Origin of the sequence: Dietzia massiliensis (assembly GCF_018390595.1) — a bacterium.
Classification (GTDB): Bacteria; Actinomycetota; Actinomycetes; order Mycobacteriales; family Mycobacteriaceae; genus Dietzia; species Dietzia massiliensis.
In genome coordinates, this window is record NZ_JAHBAV010000030.1 from 6,778 (window position 1) to 22,213 (window position 15,436).

At 70.8% G+C, this 15,436-nt stretch carries 19 protein-coding genes; 9 read left to right on the top strand and 10 right to left on the bottom strand.

What is annotated here, in order from left to right; translation table 11 throughout:
• The coding region (locus tag KHA85_RS09765; RefSeq protein ID WP_368858498.1) for a MarR family winged helix-turn-helix transcriptional regulator at window positions 1-244 on the top strand (244 nt) is incomplete at its 5' end.
• A 19-nt stretch (window positions 245-263) separates the two neighbouring features.
• On the opposite strand, the gene KHA85_RS09770 is transcribed toward KHA85_RS09765, so the two are convergent.
• Complete coding sequence (locus KHA85_RS09770; protein ID WP_182642921.1) at window positions 264-821, bottom strand: GNAT family N-acetyltransferase; 558 nt, start codon at window positions 819-821, stop codon at window positions 264-266.
• Between the two features lie 117 nt (window positions 822-938).
• On the bottom strand, window positions 939-1,271 hold the full coding sequence (locus KHA85_RS09775; protein ID WP_007632639.1) for a hypothetical protein: 333 nt from the start codon (window positions 1,269-1,271) through the stop codon (window positions 939-941).
• A 900-nt stretch (window positions 1,272-2,171) separates the two neighbouring features.
• Here KHA85_RS09775 and KHA85_RS09780 point away from each other — a divergent pair.
• Genes KHA85_RS09780 through KHA85_RS18625 form a run of 3 tightly spaced genes read left to right on the top strand, consistent with a single transcriptional unit; the run spans window position 2,172 to window position 3,617 of the window.
• Entirely contained in the window at window positions 2,172-2,870 is a 699-nt protein-coding gene (locus KHA85_RS09780; protein ID WP_182643296.1) for a type 1 glutamine amidotransferase domain-containing protein, read from the top strand.
• A 4-nt stretch (window positions 2,871-2,874) separates the two neighbouring features.
• Window positions 2,875-3,000: a hypothetical protein gene (locus KHA85_RS18295; RefSeq protein ID WP_272875138.1), complete on the top strand. Its 126-nt coding sequence runs from the start codon at window positions 2,875-2,877 to the stop codon at window positions 2,998-3,000.
• A gap of 8 nt (window positions 3,001-3,008) precedes the next feature.
• A complete protein-coding gene (locus tag KHA85_RS18625; RefSeq protein WP_213185647.1) occupies window positions 3,009-3,617 on the top strand; it encodes an alpha/beta fold hydrolase in 609 nt (202 codons plus the stop codon).
• On the opposite strand, the gene KHA85_RS09790 is transcribed toward KHA85_RS18625, so the two are convergent.
• Complete coding sequence (locus KHA85_RS09790) at window positions 3,575-4,561, bottom strand: bile acid:sodium symporter family protein (protein WP_213185648.1); 987 nt, start codon at window positions 4,559-4,561, stop codon at window positions 3,575-3,577. The two genes, KHA85_RS18625 and KHA85_RS09790, sit on opposite strands and share 43 nt — an antisense overlap.
• Window positions 4,562-4,628: 67 nt before the next feature.
• Between KHA85_RS09790 and KHA85_RS09795 the strand changes: the two genes are divergently transcribed.
• Window positions 4,629-5,003 (top strand): YidH family protein, encoded by a 375-nt coding sequence (locus KHA85_RS09795; protein WP_007632656.1) that lies wholly within the window; start codon window positions 4,629-4,631, stop codon window positions 5,001-5,003.
• Window positions 5,000-5,371, top strand: coding sequence for a DUF202 domain-containing protein (locus KHA85_RS09800; RefSeq protein WP_213185649.1), 372 nt, complete (start codon window positions 5,000-5,002; stop codon window positions 5,369-5,371). The genes KHA85_RS09795 and KHA85_RS09800 overlap by 4 nt, the downstream gene beginning before the upstream one ends.
• Before the next feature lie 201 nt (window positions 5,372-5,572).
• Here the strand turns inward: KHA85_RS09800 and KHA85_RS09805 are convergent, their stop codons facing one another.
• From KHA85_RS09805 to KHA85_RS09815, 3 genes are all read right to left on the bottom strand, one after another.
• Window positions 5,573-6,142 carry a hemerythrin domain-containing protein gene (locus KHA85_RS09805; RefSeq protein ID WP_213185650.1) on the bottom strand — a complete coding sequence of 190 codons (570 nt, stop codon included), beginning with the start codon at window positions 6,140-6,142 and terminating at the stop codon, window positions 5,573-5,575.
• Between the two features lie 76 nt (window positions 6,143-6,218).
• Entirely contained in the window at window positions 6,219-6,809 is a 591-nt protein-coding gene (locus tag KHA85_RS09810) for an SdpI family protein (protein ID WP_213185651.1), read from the bottom strand.
• Window positions 6,806-7,321: a MarR family winged helix-turn-helix transcriptional regulator gene (locus KHA85_RS09815; RefSeq protein WP_007632665.1), complete on the bottom strand. Its 516-nt coding sequence runs from the start codon at window positions 7,319-7,321 to the stop codon at window positions 6,806-6,808. Before KHA85_RS09815 ends, KHA85_RS09810 begins: the two co-directional genes overlap by 4 nt.
• 83 nt (window positions 7,322-7,404) lie before the next feature.
• On the opposite strand from KHA85_RS09815, the gene KHA85_RS09820 reads away from it, so the two are divergent.
• Both KHA85_RS09820 and KHA85_RS09825 read left to right on the top strand, forming a co-directional pair.
• Window positions 7,405-7,875, top strand: coding sequence for a DoxX family protein (locus KHA85_RS09820; protein ID WP_438802052.1), 471 nt, complete (start codon window positions 7,405-7,407; stop codon window positions 7,873-7,875).
• 255 nt (window positions 7,876-8,130) lie between these two features.
• Window positions 8,131-11,193, top strand: a complete 3,063-nt coding sequence (locus KHA85_RS09825) for a leucine--tRNA ligase (RefSeq protein WP_213185676.1) — start codon at window positions 8,131-8,133, stop codon at window positions 11,191-11,193.
• Window positions 11,194-11,347: 154 nt separating this feature from the next.
• Here KHA85_RS09825 and KHA85_RS09830 read toward each other — a convergent pair whose 3' ends face one another.
• The 3 genes from KHA85_RS09830 to KHA85_RS09840 are packed head-to-tail and all read right to left on the bottom strand — an operon-like array spanning window position 11,348 to window position 13,164.
• Window positions 11,348-11,737, bottom strand: a complete 390-nt coding sequence (locus KHA85_RS09830) for a hypothetical protein (RefSeq protein ID WP_106385300.1) — start codon at window positions 11,735-11,737, stop codon at window positions 11,348-11,350.
• The gene (locus KHA85_RS09835; protein WP_213185652.1) at window positions 11,738-12,637 is read right to left on the bottom strand and encodes an SDR family NAD(P)-dependent oxidoreductase; all 900 of its coding nucleotides are present in this window, start codon (window positions 12,635-12,637) and stop codon (window positions 11,738-11,740) included. It abuts the gene before it with no gap.
• Window positions 12,634-13,164, bottom strand: coding sequence for a nuclear transport factor 2 family protein (locus KHA85_RS09840; RefSeq protein WP_070720903.1), 531 nt, complete (start codon window positions 13,162-13,164; stop codon window positions 12,634-12,636). The genes KHA85_RS09835 and KHA85_RS09840 overlap by 4 nt, the downstream gene beginning before the upstream one ends.
• Before the next feature lie 23 nt (window positions 13,165-13,187).
• On the opposite strand from KHA85_RS09840, the gene KHA85_RS09845 reads away from it, so the two are divergent.
• Window positions 13,188-13,622 (top strand): nuclear transport factor 2 family protein, encoded by a 435-nt coding sequence (locus KHA85_RS09845; protein ID WP_213185653.1) that lies wholly within the window; start codon window positions 13,188-13,190, stop codon window positions 13,620-13,622.
• A gap of 106 nt (window positions 13,623-13,728) precedes the next feature.
• Here the strand turns inward: KHA85_RS09845 and KHA85_RS09850 are convergent, their stop codons facing one another.
• Window positions 13,729-15,084, bottom strand: coding sequence for a lipase family protein (locus KHA85_RS09850; RefSeq protein ID WP_100086323.1), 1,356 nt, complete (start codon window positions 15,082-15,084; stop codon window positions 13,729-13,731).
• Window positions 15,085-15,436 lie beyond the last annotated feature (352 nt).

Here is a 15,436-nt window from a genome sequence, read left to right on the forward strand (position 1 = left end):
CGGCCTGGTGGCGAGTGGTCACGTGGAGCGGACGATGCCGCCGGATGACCGGCGGGTGCGATTGGTGAGCCTGACGGAGAAGTCGCGCCGGATTGTGGATGAGGTGGTGACGGCGCGCGTCGGCCTCGCCGACTGGTTGTTCGAGGGATGTGACGACGACGAGCTGCAGGCGTTCGGGGCGGTCGCAGAAAAGTTGATCTCGCGGATGAGCGGTCGGGCGCTGAGTCGGCTTCCCGAGCAGTGAGCCGGGCCCGCTCGTTGGATCACGCAGTGCAGGCGTCGCAGCCGGTGTCCGCCCGGTCGTATTCGACGAACCCGCGGGCGAGGTAGTTGGGGACAGCGGCGGGGGAGTCGTCGGCGCACGTGTGCAGCCACACGCGGCGGCAGCCCGGGACGTTCCAGGCGATGCGGCAGACCTCGGAGAGGAACCAGCCGCCCAGGCCGCGGCCAGCGAAGGCGGGCAGGATGCCGAAGTAGACGATCTCCACGTCGACTCCGTCATCGTCGGACCCGGTCCCGCCCGCAGTGGCCGCGTCGGCTGCGCTGTCGCAGGGACTCATGCGCAGTTCCGCGTAGCCGACGACCTCGTCGCCCAGTCTCGCGCGGAGGGTGCTGACGCACGGGTCGGAGCAATAGGAGACCCAGCGGCCCTGTGACCAGTCGAGGCGGTCGACCCAGTTCCAGTCGCTGCCGATCACGCGGTACATCCGCTCGTTGAAGGCGGGCTCGGCGGGAAAGACGCGGGAGATCGTGAGATCTGCGCGATTGGTCGGGCGAAGCTGGTCCGCGGTGGTCTGCTGAAGGTAGGTCACGCTGGTCACCGCCCCATTAGAACAGTGCCGCCCTCTCCTACCCGGCTGTTGCGGGGGAGAGGGCGGCACGGCGATCAGCTCTGAGGCTCAGTGACCATCTAGGCTTGGCGCGGCGTTCAACTTAGGTCAGTTGAAGGTGATGTAAGGGACACCCGGGATGTTCATGTTGTTGATCGACCCCGCAGCAGCGTCCTTGGCGTTATTCATCGCCTCATGAAAGGCATTCTCAATGCCGGTGGCAGCGTGCGGGTTGTTCGCTACGACGCCCGCCCCTGCCCCGAGGGCAGCCGATCCGCCAGCCGCGGCGCCGGTACCGACGATGCCCGCAGGGACGGCCCAAGCGGGAGCTGCGGCCACTGCCGCAGCCGCACCTGCCAAAGCGGGCGCGGCGGACGCGGCCCCGGCGGGCACGGCGGTGTTGGCGATCATCGTGGCAATGAGGATCGAGATCGGGTCCATGCTAGTTCTCCTTCGATTTTTGTGATTAGCTCGCGGCCGGTTGGCCGCTAGCCGATATGGAGTTGCTTTGGCGGAATCGGCGCCTGCGGGATAATCCCCCCGCGGCCGCCGAGATCGATGGTGATCGTCTCGGGTGGCGCCGGTGCCGGTGCCGGTGCCGGTGCGGGCGCCGGCGCTGGTGGTGGCACAGGCTGCGGCGCGGGAGCTGGCGTGTACCGCGGCCGCACGGGTGGTTGTGCGGGCGCCACTGGCACGCGGACGGCGGGCGCGGGTGCAGGCGCCGGCCCGGTCGAGGGCTCCTCGGATGTCGAAGACTCCGGTGGCTTGGCATCTACGCGGGCCGTCGACGTCGCCGGAGTCGATGTGGGCGCTGTGGACGTCGGGTCGGCCGTCGTCGGAGAGACCAAACCCGCTTGCGCGACGGAAGGATCTGCGCGGTGGTTCGTGGATGCTGAGGCGGTAGCTTCAGTCATCCATGCGGTTCCCGCCCCTGCCGAGAACCCCAGCAATGCCAGGCCGGCCAGGACGATGAGAGGAGCGGTGCGTCGGAGCAAGGCGGGCTTTGTGGCCAACGAAAACTCCTTCAGTGGACCGGAAGGGGTCCGGGTGGCCCCTCGACTCGCGTGAGCCGCTCAGCTCATGCGGCGTGAACGCTAAGGGGCGCCACAACGCCGCTCAACGTTTTGCTCCCTAAGTAGCCGATGGCTCCGTCGACGTCCTGACCTGCTGATATGTCGCCAATCTCGTGGAAAGCAGAAAACTGCTGGTAGCGGGATTGCGGATGTCACCTTCCGTCACATGCGGGCAAAGTGAAGATATATCTAGGTGTGTGCGAGGTCACGCCGGAGGAGCGTCGGCGAGACCAGTTGCGAGGTCGCTCGAGATCCGTAGGATCGCGGCATGGCGAACGTACTGATGATCCTGTCCGCAGCAGACCACTGGACTCTCAAGGACGGTTCCCAGCACCCGACGGGCTTCTGGGCCGAGGAGTTCGTGGCCCCCTACGAGGTGTTCACCGACGCCGGGTGGTCCGTCACCGTGGCCACGCCGGGCGGCCGCACTCCGTCCGTCGACCAGGTGAGCCTCGACGAGGGCGCCGGCGACCCGGAGACCCTGCAGCACGTCCGGGCCTCCCTCGACCGTCTCGCGCAGGTCCTCGAGGCGCCGACCGACCTGGCCAGCGTCGACCACAACGACTTCGACGTGGTGTTCTACCCCGGCGGGCACGGCCCGATGGAGGACCTCTCCGTGGACCAGACCTCCGGCGCGATCCTCCGGGACCGCGTGAGCGAAGGTAAGCACGTCGCGCTTCTGTGCCACGCGCCGGCCGCGGTGCTCGCCGCATCCGACGATCCGGCCTCCTCGCCGTTCGCGGGCTACAAGATGACGGGGTTCTCCAACGACGAGGAGGAGCAGGTCGGCCTGGCCGCCAACGCGCCCTGGTTGCTCGAGGACAAGCTGGTCGAGCTGGGCGCCGACTACTCCAAGGCCACCGAGCCCTGGGGATCGCACGTCGTGGTTGACCGCAACGTCTACACCGGCCAGAACCCGCAGTCCTCTGAGGAACTTGCCAAGCGGATCGTGGCCGACCTCGGCTGATCCGATGCCGATGAACCACATCGCCGACCGCGACACCGTCATCGATGGCCACCGGATCCGGTTCGGCATACACGGCGAGGGCGAACCCGTCGTCCTCAACCACAAAACGCCCTCCTCGTCGGACATCTAGCGGTCGTGGTGCCCGGTCGCACCGAGGCCGGGTACCGCACCCACGTCTTCGACCTGCTGGGCTACGGGCTGTCCGAGCGACCGGCGGACCCGGAGGTCGACACCTCGATCACCGGGCAGGTCGCCGTGCTGGACGGCCTGCTGGAGGAGTGGGGGCTGGACACGTTCCACCTGGTCGCCCACGACATCGGCGGCGGGATCGCAACTTCGACTCGGACGCGCTCGACGTGTACCTCGACTTCATCAGCGGGCCGATCGGCCAACCCAGCTTCTTCCGGCACCAGGTCGCCCACTACGACCCGCGGCACACGCTCGAGATCTCCGATCAGCTGGACCGGCTGGGTCAGGTGCCGGTGCAACTGCTGTGGGGCGCCGGCTGCAGGCCGCGGTCCCGGGCAGCGGCCTGCGACTCATCGAGCGGTGCGGGCACTTCGCGCCCGAAGAGCGGCCGGCCGAGGTGGCCGAGGGGATCGTCGACTTTCTCCGGAGGGTATCCGGGCGAGTGTGAGCCGGCGCGGGCCGGCGTTACAGTCCGACGCGGCGGCCCGGCGCGCAAGCCCGCGGCAGCCCGTCGCTCAGGCCGCGGGTTCGGCCCGGGCGTCTTCTGCGCGGCCGTAGCGACCGGCCAGCCACGCGCACACGATCAACTGGATCTGGTGGAACAGCATGAGCGGCAGCACCATGAGGCCGATCGGCTGTCCGACGAACAGCACGGCCGCCATCGGTAGCCCGGTGGCCAGCGACTTCTTGGAGCCGCAGAACTGCACGACCCGCTTGTCGCGGTCCTCGAAGCGCAGGGCGCGGGAGGCGAGCTCGGTCAGGCCCAGCACCACCGCGAGCAGGACGCAGCACGCCACGAGCAGCCACGCGAGCTCGGCCGCTCCGATCGTCGACCAGATCCCGTCGGCGACCCCCTCGGAGAACGCCGCGTAGACCACCAGCACGATGACGGTCTTGTCGAACAGCGCGATCCTCGGGATCCTGCGGATGACGGGCAGGACCCACCGCCGCAGCAACTGACCCACCACGAACGGCAGCAGCAGCTGCAACGCGATCGACCCCACCGAGTCCCACGTGATGACCACCGACCCGTCCGTGGTCATGAGGGCGAAGACCAGCAGGGGAGTGACGAACACGCCCAGCAGGTTGGACACCGACGCCGACACCACGGCGGCGCTGACGTGCCCGCGCGCGATCGCCACGAACGTGATGGAGGACTGCACGGTCGACGGGACCAGCGTGAGGAACAGGAACCCCGCGGCGAGCGCCGGGCCGAGCACGGGCGTGAGGATCCACTGCCCGAGCAGGCCGAGCAGCGGGAACAGCAGGAATGTCGCCACGAGCACCACCGAGTGCAGCCGCCAGTGCGTGAGGCCGACCAGCAGCTCGCGCGGCTCGAGTCGCGCGCCGTAGAGGAAGAACAGCACGGCGATGCCGATGGTCGTCACCCAGTCGAGGGCGTCGGCCGCACCGCCGGTGGCGGGCAGGAACGCGGCGACGACCACCGCGGCCAGGATCGCCAGGATGAACGGCTCGATCCGGAGACGACGCAGAAGGCCCATCCCCCTATTGCATCACTCCCGCCGCGCGGGGCGCCCGATAGGCTCGGGTCATGACGGAGCAGGCCGGATGACGGAGCAGGGATGGCGGCCCAGGGCGCTGCGGGACGGCGAGGAGCCGGACCCGCGCTTCACGCTCGCCAACGAGCGCACGTTCCTGGCCTGGATCCGCACGAGCCTCGGGCTGACGGCCGGGGCGGTGGCGCTGGAGGCGTTCGCGGGCGACGAGATCCCGGAGATCATCCGCACCCCGCTCGCGTGCATCCTGTTGGTGCTGGCCGGGTTGCTGGCGATCGTGGCGTTCCGGCGCTGGATCCGGATCGAGTCGGCCATGCGACACCAGCGGCCGCTGCCCATGCCGCAGGCGTCGATCCTGCTGGTCCTGGGCATCGCGGCGGGTGCGGTGGTGCTCATCGTGGCGATCCTCAGCGGGACCTTCGGGTGACCTCTCCGCGCCCGCGCCGCATCGGCGTGGAGCCCGCTGCGGTTCCGCCCGACGCCGGGCTCCAGTCCGAGCGCACCAGCCTGTCGTGGGCCCGCACCTGGGCCGTGGTGGCGGTGAACATCATCCTCGTCGCCAAGCTGGTCGGGGAGTTGTCGTGGGCGTGGGCGGCCGCGTTCTCGGCGCTCGTGGTGGCCCCGCTGCTGGCCCTGTTGCGGGTGCAGCGTCGGCACGAGCAGCGGGTGGACCGGTTTGTCCGCGCGGGCGAGGTCGAGCAGACGCAGACCCGTCACAACATCGGGCTGGTGGCCCTGGTGATCGTGATCGCCGCCTGCGGGCTCGTCGCGATCGTGGTGACGTCCCTGCGGTGACCCGCTCGGGCGTCGCGCCTCGCCGATCACCCTCCCGGGCGCCCTGGGGACAGGCCTCCGCGGGTGTGGACGTAGTAATGGAGGGAATGGACGTAACCATGTCGGCGAAATGGCCTCCAGACCAACATGGTTACGTCCAAATCCGTGCCCGCGCCGCGCGGCGCCGAGCCGAGCATCGCCGCAGCCGCGTCGCCCCTCGCCTCAGGTGTTCTTCATGCGCCCGCTCAGGGCGTCACGCAGCCGGTCGACCATGCCGACGCCCGCGCCGACAGTCTTGTGGAACAGCTCGGAGTGGGGGGCGCTGGGGTGCGGCCGCGTGGGGGCGACCTGCTTGGCGGCCTCGACCTTGCGTCCCAGGTCGAGCAGCGTGTCCTTCGACAGGTGCTCGCGCAGCTTGGGGAACTGGTCGGACTCCTCGTCGTCGGCGTGGTGGTCGAGCAGGCCCTTGAGCTCGCGGACGAGGCCCATGAACTCGGCTTCCTGCGCGTCGACGTTCTCGAGCTTCTTCATCACCACGACGATCTCGTCGTGCTCTTCCTTGTCGTGCTCGACCTCGTCCTTGCCGCCGGGGATCTCGCGCTCCATGACGGGGTAGACGAACATCTCCTCGGCCACGGAGTGGCGCATGACCTCGGCGGTGACGGCGTCGGCGAGGGCGCGACGCTCGGCGGGGTCGGTGGTGGCCTCGATCTGGTCGAGGAGCTCGATCATCTCGCGGTGATCGGCGGTGAGGATCTCGGTGACGTCCCGGGTCGTGTCTGTGGCGGCCATGTCGGTCTCCTTCCACGGTGGTGACTGATGTGTCCCACACCGTAGGGGCGACCGTGGGGTCGGTCCACCGGTCCGCTCAGCGGGTGGCGCTCTCCGTCTCGCACATGCCCTGGAGGGCGCACGAGCCGCATCCGCCGGTGACGCCGCAGTCGGCGGCGGGGTCGCCGGGGGCGCCGGAGCCTGCGTCGGCGGGGGAGCAGGTGCCGGCGGGGGGGTCGCCGGACGAGCCGCCCGCGCACCCGGTGTCGGCGGTGTCGGTGCCGGAGTGGCCGCCGCAACCGTCGGGGCCGCAACCGCATCCGCCCTGGTCGCCGTCTTCGCTGGCGGCCCAGATCGCCGCCGCGCGTGCCCCGGCGAGGCCGGCGACGCTGAGCAGGGCGAGGGAGCCGACGAGGGAGACGACGACGACGAGGCCGCCCACCCATCCGCCGATCAGTCCCAGGGCGAGCGCACCGAGCAGGAGCACGAGACCGGAGCCGAGGAACGCGGGTCCGGCGGCCCGGTTGGCGAGCTCCCACGCCTCGGGGGAGCGGCGGGTCTCCGGGGTGCGCACGCCCAGGACCCCGTTGCCGGGGAGCTTGCCGGCCAGGGCGGCGACGCCGGTTCCGGCGATGACGAGGGCGAGCCCTGCGAGGAGCACCACGACCACCACGGACACTGCGTTCACGCCCCTGAGGGTACGCCCGCGACGGCGGATCGCCGAGTCGCCTCAGCCCCGTCCGCGCCCCGTACCTTGGCGAGAAGTCGGGCGAGCTCCCGCTTGTCCTCCTCGCCGAGGCGGTCGAGGAACACCCGACGCACGGTGGCGACGTGGTCCGGGGCGGCCTGCTCGATGGCGCGCATCCCCTCGTCGGTGGCGGAGACGAACGCTCCCCGGCCGTCCTCGGGGCAGGCGGTCCGCTGCACGAGGCCGCGTTTGATCATGCGGCTCACCTGGTGAGAGAGCCGGCTGCGCTCCCACATGAGGACGTCGGCGAGGGCGGTCATGCGCTGCGGGCCGTCCGCCTCGCTGAGGTACACGAGGACCTCGAACTCGGGCTCGGTCAGGTCGGAGGACGCCTTGAGGTCCCGCTGGATCTCGAGGTGGAGGCGGCCCTGGACAGCGAGGTAGTCCCGCCACAGGGCCTTCTCCTCGCTGTCCAGCCATCGCACCTGGTGATTCCGAGCCTGATCTGCCATAGCCCCACTATACCCGCGTAGTTGACACGACACGTAGCGGGCGGGTAAAAGTATGTGCCGTATCACTTACCGAGAGGACTCCCGTGACCACCACCGGCACCCGTCCCGAGGCCGCCGACAGCCGGCTCCTCCCCGTCCCCGCGGCCGTCCGCGACGCGGGCCTGCTCATCACGCGCGTCATCCTGGGCGTCGTGCTCATCGCCCACGGCTGGGAGAAGTTCGCCATCAACGGCATCGAGGGAACCGGCGCCTTCTTCGACTCGATCGGCATCCCCGGGGCCACGGCCGCCGCCGCCGTCGTCGGCGTGATCGAGCTCGTGGGAGGCATCCTGCTCATCCTGGGACTGCTCACCCCCCTGGTCGCCGTCCTCGTCGTCGTCGTCATGATCGGCGCGTTCTTCACCGTCCACGCCGGCTCCGGCGTCTACGTCTCCAACAACGGCTGGGAGCTCGTCGCCGTGGTCGGGCTCGCCGCCGCGGTCTTCGGTCTGGTCGGCCCCGGCCGCTACAGCGTCGACGCGGTCCTCGCCCGCCGGCGCGCGGCCCGCGCCTGAGCCGACCCGGCGCGGCACCTGACCGAGCCCCCAGGCGCGCGGTCCGACCTCGCACGGTCTGACCCGGACCCCGCCGCGGCCCGGCGCCCACGGCCCCGCGCGGCCGGACGTGACCACCCGTCCGGCCGCGCGGTCCCCACGCTGGCGCGGCCCCACCTCGGGCAGGGTTTAGGCTGGACACGGCCTGCGTGTGGGCACCGGCGAGACCAGGGGAGAGCAGACGACGTGAGCAGCAGCGACCAGAGCGCCACCGGCGTGCAGCCCGAGACCGCGGGGGCGTCCGGGAGCGGGACCCAGCCCGAGACCGGGCCCGCCCACCGCTACGGCGCGGCGCTCGCCGGCGAGATCGAGTCCCGCTGGCAGCGCGAATGGTCCGAGCGCGGCACGTTCGAGGCGCCCAACCCCGTCGGCCCACTGGCCGCGCCCGATGGCGTGCTGCCCGCGGACAAGCTCTTCGTCCAGGACATGTTCCCCTACCCGTCCGGCGCCGGGCTGCACGTCGGCCACCCGCTGGGCTATATCGCGACCGACGTGTTCGCCCGCTACAACCGGATGCTCGGCACCAACGTGCTGCACACCCTCGGCTACGATGCGTTCGGCCTGCCCGCCGAGCAGTACGCCGTCCAGACCGGACAGCACCCGCGCGTGACCACCGAGTCCAACATCGCCAACATGGAGCGCCAGCTCGGCCGCCTCGGCCTGGGCCACGACCGCCGCCGCGTCTTCGCCACCACCGACACCGACTTCTACCGCTGGACCCAGTGGATCTTCCTGCAGATCCACGGCTCCTGGTACGACCCCGACGCCCCCGCCCGGACGACCGACGGCGGCGACCACCCCACCCGCACCGGCCGCGCCCGGCCCATCGCCGAGCTCGTCGAGCAGTTCGCCTCCGGCGCCCGCCCGCTGGCCGCCGGACTGCCCGCCGACCTCGCCGCCGACCTCGCCGGCCGCACCTGGGGCGAGCTGACCCGCGCCGAGCAGGAGAAGGTCCTCGACGCGCACCGGCTCGTCTACCTCTCGGACTCCACGGTCAACTGGTGCCCCGGCCTGGGCACAGTCCTGGCCAACGAGGAGGTCACCGCCGAGGGCCGCTCCGAGCGCGGAAACTTCCCCGTCTTCCGCAAGAACCTCAGCCAGTGGATGATGCGGATCACCGCCTACGCCGACCGGCTCGTCGACGACCTCGACCGGCTCGACTGGACCGACAAGGTCAAGTCCATGCAGCGCAACTGGATCGGTCGCTCGCAGGGCGCCCGCGTCCGGTTCGCCGTGGCCGACCAGTCCATCGAGGTGTTCACCACCCGCCCCGACACCCTGTTCGGCGCCACCTACATGGTCCTGTCGCCCGAGCACCCGCTGGTCGACGAGCTCGCCGGGCCGTTCTGGCCCGAGGTCCCGGCCGGCGCGCCCGGCTCGGCCCCCGGCGAGTCGACCTCCGGCGCCCTCGACCCGCGCTGGACCGGCGGACACTCCTCGCCCGCCGAGGCCGTGTTCGCCTACCGGCGCGCCGCGTCCATGAAGTCCGAGCTCGAGCGCCAGGAGAACAAGGACAAGACCGGCGTCTTCACCGGCGCCTACGCCGTCAACCCGGTCAACGGCGAGCAGGTCCCGGTGTTCGTCGCCGACTACGTCCTCATGGGCTACGGCACCGGCGCCATCATGGCCGTGCCCGGCCACGACGCGCGCGACCACGAGTTCGCCCTGGCGTTCGGGCTGCCCATCCGGCAGGTCGTGGCGCCCGCCGACGGGCGCGAGCTCGACGTGCAGGCCGAGGCCTACGCCGGCGACGGCGTGGCCGTGAACTCCACCAACGACGAGGGGCTGTCCCTCGACGGCCTGGGCGTGGACGAGGCCAAGGCCGCCACCATCGCCTGGCTCGAGGGGGAGGGCACCGGCGAGGGCACCGTCCAGTACAAGCTCCGCGACTGGCTGTTCGCCCGGCAGCGCTACTGGGGCGAGCCGTTCCCCGTGGTCTACGACTCCGACGGCGTGCCCCACGCGCTGCCCGAAGAGATGCTGCCCGTCGAGCTGCCCGAGGTGGAGGACTACAAGCCCGTCTCGTTCGACCCCGACGACGCCGACTCGGTGCCGTCCCCGCCACTGGCCAAGGCGACCGAGTGGATGACGGTCGAGCTGGATCTCGGTGACGGGCTCAAGACCTACACCCGCGACGCCAACGTCATGCCCAACTGGGCCGGCTCCAGTTGGTACCAGCTGCGCTACATCGACCCCACCAACTCCGAGCAGCTCTGCGCGATCGAGAACGAGCGCTACTGGACCGGCCCGCGCCCCGAGATCCACGGCGCCGGCGACCCGGGCGGCGTGGACCTCTACGTGGGCGGCGTCGAGCACGCCGTGCTGCACCTGCTGTACTCGCGGTTCTGGCACAAGGTCCTGTTCGACCTCGGCCACGTCACCAGCGAGGAGCCCTACCGGCGCCTGTTCAACCAGGGGTACATCCAGGCCTTCGCCTACACCGACTCCCGCGGCGTCTACGTGCCCGCGGCCGAGGTGACCGAGCGCGACGGGAAGTACTACTGGACCGACGCCTCCGCCGGCGCGGACGCCACCGAGATCGAGGTGTTCCAGGAATACGGGAAGATGGGCAAGTCGCTCAAGAACTCCGTCTCCCCCGACGAGATCTGCGACTCCTACGGTGCCGACACGCTGCGCGTGTACGAGATGTCCATGGGCCCGCTCGACACCTCGCGCCCCTGGGCCACCAAGGACGTCGTGGGCGCGCACCGCTTCCTGCAGCGGCTGTGGCGCGTGGTGATCGACGAGTCCACCGGCGAGGTCCGGGTGACCGACACGGATTCGACCGACAGCGCACCCGGCGAGGACGTGCTCAAGGCGCTGCACCGCACCATCGCGGGTGTCCGCGACGACTACGCCGGCCTGCGCGACAACACCGCGATCGCCAAGCTCATCGAGTACGTCAACACCCTGACCAAGGCGTACCCCACCGAGGGCCCGGGCGCCCCTCGCTCGGTCGTCGAGCCGCTGGTCCTCATGGTCGCGCCGGTCGCCCCGCACCTCGCCGAGGAGCTGTGGGCCCGGCTCGGGCACACCGGCTCGCTGGCGCACGGCCCGTTCCCGACCTTCGACGAGTCGTACCTGGTCGAGGACTCGGTCGAGTACCCGGTTCAGATCAAGGGCAAGGTGCGCTCGCGCATCACCGTGCCCGCCGACGCCTCGCCGGTCGACGTCGAGGCCGCCGCCCTGGCCGATGCCAAGGTGCAGGAGAACCTGGGCGGCGCCGCGCCCAAGAAGGTCATCGTGGTGCCGGGCAAGATGGTCAATATCGTGCCCTGACCCTGGTCCTACTGCTGACGCGCGCCGAAATCCGCTACCCGGACTCGGGATCCGCTACTCGTATGGGAGTAGCGGATCCGGAGGGAGGGTAGCGGATTTCGGGTTGGCGGGCGCGTGCCGGGCGGGATGCCCGGGCACCGGGGCCGTGCGCGGCTCAGCCGCGCTGGACGAACACCGCCGACGACGAGATGAGCAGGTACGCGGTGGTGACCATCCACATCGCGTAGGTCGCGTACAACCACGGCCGCCAGCGGATCCGCGCCTGCCACCGCCGGTACGTCTTCACGGCGGACGTGATGGCCAGCACGATCGACAGCAGCAGCGGGATGATGACCACCTCGACGCGGTCGGAGGTCAGACACAGCGCGCCCTGGTCGGCGCACTCGTCCCCGACGCCGCCACGGATCAGCACGATCACCACGGCCAGGGCCACGACCGCGAGCGTGGACAGCAATACGAACCGGAACGCCTGATTGCCCTGACGCTCGTTCCGCTCCAGTCGCTCGAGCGGGTCGTTGAGCTCCCCGAACTCGGCGGATGTCATTCAGCCCTCCTTGGTGAATCCGTTGTGTCCGCCCGCCGCGGCCACCTCGTCCACTGTCTCGATCCCGAGATGCTCATCCGTCACGGGCGGGAAGAGCGGGCCCCCGCCGAAGGCACCCCGGTGCGACAGCGGCACCTCGCCGTCGTCGTTCCTTATCCCCTTCTCGCGACCGTACTCGGCCGTGATGACGGTCGAGCCGCTCCTACCCGCGAGATCGGGGTCGTCGGCGAGGGCGGCGATGACGCGACCGACGAACGTCGGGTCCTCGGCGCGGGCCAGCGGGAAGCCGTTGAAATCCTCCATGCCGGTGGACAGCAGCAGCTCGGTGCGGATGAGGCCCAGCCACAGGGACAGGGTGGACACGCCGGTGCCGGCGAGCTCATGCGCCATGTCAGAGGCCATCTTGTCCAGGGCGGTCTTGCTCATGCCGTAGAGGACCGTGTGGAACGGTGCGCGCGAGCCGAACGATGAGATGTTGACCATCAGCCCCGACCCCTGCGGCACCATGACCTTGGCGGCCTCGCAGCTCGCGACGTAGTGCGCGCGCAGGCCGACGCCCATGAGCGCGTCCCAGTCGGTGGCGGGCCGCTCCCAGAACCGGCCGTTGAACCCCATGAAGCCCTTGGGGTTGGTCCACACGTTGTTGACCAGGAGGTCCAGGCGGCCGGTCTCGTCGGCGATCCGGGCGACGACGGCGAGGATCTCCTCGTCCCGGGAGTGGTCGCACTCGAGTGGACGGATCCGGCCCGGGGCGCCGTCGGCTGCGTCGACCGTGCTCTGCAGTCGCTCGGCGGACCGTCCGGTGACATACACGTCCCACCCCGCGTCGGCGAGCGCGGTGGCCACGCCGCGGCCGACCCCGCGGCTGCCGCCGGTGACCAGCGCGACCCGGGCGCTCACGAGTCGGCTCCCTCGGTGGCCGCACCCGGGACGACGCTGACCTCCGGGTAGGTCACGGTGGCCTCGTCGAGGGTGCGGGTGATGGACCAGCCGGGCGTGAACAGGCACTCGGCCATGACCCAGCGGTCGTCCTCGATCACGTAGACGTCCGAGTACTCGCCGGTGGAGAGGGTCTCCGTGCCCTTGTCCCGGTCGATCTGACGGAATTGCAGGGTCCACGTGCCGGTGGCGCGGTTCGGCGGGCTGCTCGGTCCGCCGGACTCGACGGTGATGGAGGGCATGAAGCCGTGGTGCATGTCGAGGATGCGGGGCCCGCCGTCGGCGGCGGTGGCCAGGGCGATCTGCCGGAAGATGCCGACCATGGTGTCGGGGTCGGTCCGGCCGAGGGGGCCGAAGTCGAGTACTCCGCCGGTCGCCACGAAGCACGAGCGGAAGCCGTCGGGGTCTTTGGCATCGCATGCCCGCCAGTAGCGGTACTTCAGCTGCTCGATCGCCTCGCGGGCGCGCCTTTCCTCCTCGTACTGCATACGGCCACGTTAGCGTAGGGATCATGAGCCGAACACTGGTCGAGTTATCCGACCGCTGGGACCTTCAGGACCTCGTGACCAGGTACGCGACCTGCATCGACGCCCGCGACTTCGAGGGCCTGGACCGGGTCTTCACGCCGGATGCGCAGGTGAGCTACGAGGCCTCCGGTGGGCCCGACGACGCCTACCCGGCGATCCGTGCGTGGCTGGCCGAGATGCTGCCGGTCTTCACGGCAACGCAGCACCTCATGGCCAACCTCGAGGTGAGTCTGGACGGGGACTCGGCGACGGGCCGGTGCATGTGCTTCAACCCCATGGCGCTGCGGCCCGTGGAGAAGAAGGACCAGCAGGTGTTCTTCTACGGGCTCTGGTACGTCCTCGAGTTCGTCCGCGCGGACGCCGGCTGGCGGATCTCGCGGCTGACGCAGCAGCAGGCGTACCACCACAACCTGCCCTGAGACCGCCGCGGCGCGCGGTCGCGACGGCCCGGAGACGAGTGAAGGGCCCACAGACGACTGAGGGGCCCGCCGCGTGGCGGGCCCCTCCTTCGTTCGCGTGCGTCGGTCAGACGGTCCCGCAGGAGTTCGGTGCGGGACGGTCGTGCACCCGATCCATGAGGTAGCGGGCGTTGGTCGCGCGCTCGGACAGCATCGGGATCGCGTGGTCGATCACCAGGCCTGGGGCCAGGGCGGGCGCCTCGGCGGTCCGCAGCTCGACGGTGGTGCCCTGTGCGCACCAGTCCCGGACGAGGTCGACGGCGGTGTCGTGCGGGACCACGTCGTCGTTCCGCCCGATCAGCACGAGCGACGGGACCGCCGGCGCCTCGTCGCCCAGGTTGTAGCCCTCGAGGACACGCATGATCTCCGGCTCGGACCGGGCCGCGTCGGCGAGGGAGCGGCCGTCCCGGGTGAACTCGGTGGTCCGGCGCAGGCCGTAGGCGAAGCCGGTCTCGGCGACGCACTGCCCGGCGGTCACCTCGAGCATCCGACGGCCCTCGTCGTTGAGCTGGCGGTCGAACGCCTCTCGCAGCTCGGGGTGGACTTGCAGGATCCCGTTGATCGCGTAGCCCACGGCGCCCGTGAGCAGGCCGCCGTCAACGCGCTCGAGCGTGCCGATCATGTCCGACGGCGGTGCGCCCGCGGCGATGCCCACGAGGGTGACGTCCGGCGCGTAGGTCGGCTGCATCTCACCGGCCGCCGCGGCGGCGCCACCGCCCTGGGAGTAGCCGCTGATCACGGTCTTGGAGTCGGGAGCGAGATCCGTGCCCGGGAGTCTCAGCGCGGCGCGTGCGGCGTCCAACGCGGAGCGGCCCTGCGAGTCGCGGTTGACGTACGGGTGGTGGCCGGGAGTGCCGAGGCCCTCGTAGTCGGTGACGACCACGGCGAAGCCCTCCTGGACCATCGTCAGGGCGTCGATCACCGCGTAGCCGGCGGCCGCCGACAGCGGTGCGGTCTGCACGCCGAGCCCGACCTCCATGGACTTGGACGGCGCGCACTGGTCGCCCTGGCCCTGGGTACCGGGCGTGACCACGGCGAGCGGCCGCGGGCCCGGCCCGGTCCACGGGGCCTTGGGCTGGAGATACGTGCCGGTGACGGCGATCGGCCCGCCCGCCGCACCGGTGGAGCGGTACATGATCCGCTGCGCGTCGGCGGGCAGTGCGCCGCCGTTCGCCAGATCGGGGAAGCTGGGCGTGATGGTCATGGGCTCGGTGCGGATGACCGTGCCCGGCTCGGCGGGCAGGTCGGCCGGCGGCGTGTAGAACGCGCTGCGGTCGGGCGTGTTGGACGAGCCCTGCGCGGCGGCCTCCGGGGCGGCGGGCGAGACGGCGGGGGCCAGCGCCATCGCGACGCCCAGGGCGAGCGCACCCGCGGCGGCGGACAGTCCGGGCGTTCTCCTGCGGCGGCTGGTCGGTGATCTCACAAGTGCTCCCCGGGGGTCGAGACGGTAGGTGGTCCGCGAGGACCGTGAACTGGACAAAACCCTAGCGTGTGTCATGTTCGGCCGGTGGTGCACCTCAGGAGTCGATTCTGATCACCGTGAACTTCACGGTGGCCACTGTCGTACGCCGCTGTTACGGTGAGTCCGTGCCGAAAGATGTGCTGATGTGCTGGCGACGCGTACCGGAGAGGTCCCGCGTCGCCCACGCCGTCATGGCGTAGCACGGACGACGCGCGGGCCCACCGGGGAAGGGCGGGCCGCGGTCGGTATCAGCGGCGGTCCGCGCCGGGACCCGGGTCCACGCTCATGACCCCACGGCGGCGGAAATCCGATC

Bases quoted from the DNA above. Each gene is read 5' to 3' on its own strand.
- KHA85_RS09775 (WP_007632639.1), bottom strand. From the start codon at position 1,271: ATGGACCCGATCTCGATCCTCATTGCCACGATGATCGCCAACACCGCC.
- KHA85_RS09780 (WP_182643296.1), top strand. From the start codon at position 2,172: ATGGCGAACGTACTGATGATCCTGTCCGCAGCAGACCACTGGACTCTC.
- KHA85_RS18295 (WP_272875138.1), top strand. From the start codon at position 2,875: ATGCCGATGAACCACATCGCCGACCGCGACACCGTCATCGATGGCCAC.
- KHA85_RS09790 (WP_213185648.1), bottom strand. From the start codon at position 4,561: ATGGGCCTTCTGCGTCGTCTCCGGATCGAGCCGTTCATCCTGGCGATC.
- KHA85_RS09795 (WP_007632656.1), top strand. From the start codon at position 4,629: ATGACGGAGCAGGGATGGCGGCCCAGGGCGCTGCGGGACGGCGAGGAG.
- KHA85_RS09805 (WP_213185650.1), bottom strand. From the start codon at position 6,142: ATGGCCGCCACAGACACGACCCGGGACGTCACCGAGATCCTCACCGCC.
- KHA85_RS09815 (WP_007632665.1), bottom strand. From the start codon at position 7,321: ATGGCAGATCAGGCTCGGAATCACCAGGTGCGATGGCTGGACAGCGAG.
- KHA85_RS09830 (WP_106385300.1), bottom strand. From the start codon at position 11,737: ATGACATCCGCCGAGTTCGGGGAGCTCAACGACCCGCTCGAGCGACTG.
- KHA85_RS09840 (WP_070720903.1), bottom strand. From the start codon at position 13,164: ATGCAGTACGAGGAGGAAAGGCGCGCCCGCGAGGCGATCGAGCAGCTG.
- KHA85_RS09845 (WP_213185653.1), top strand. From the start codon at position 13,188: ATGAGCCGAACACTGGTCGAGTTATCCGACCGCTGGGACCTTCAGGAC.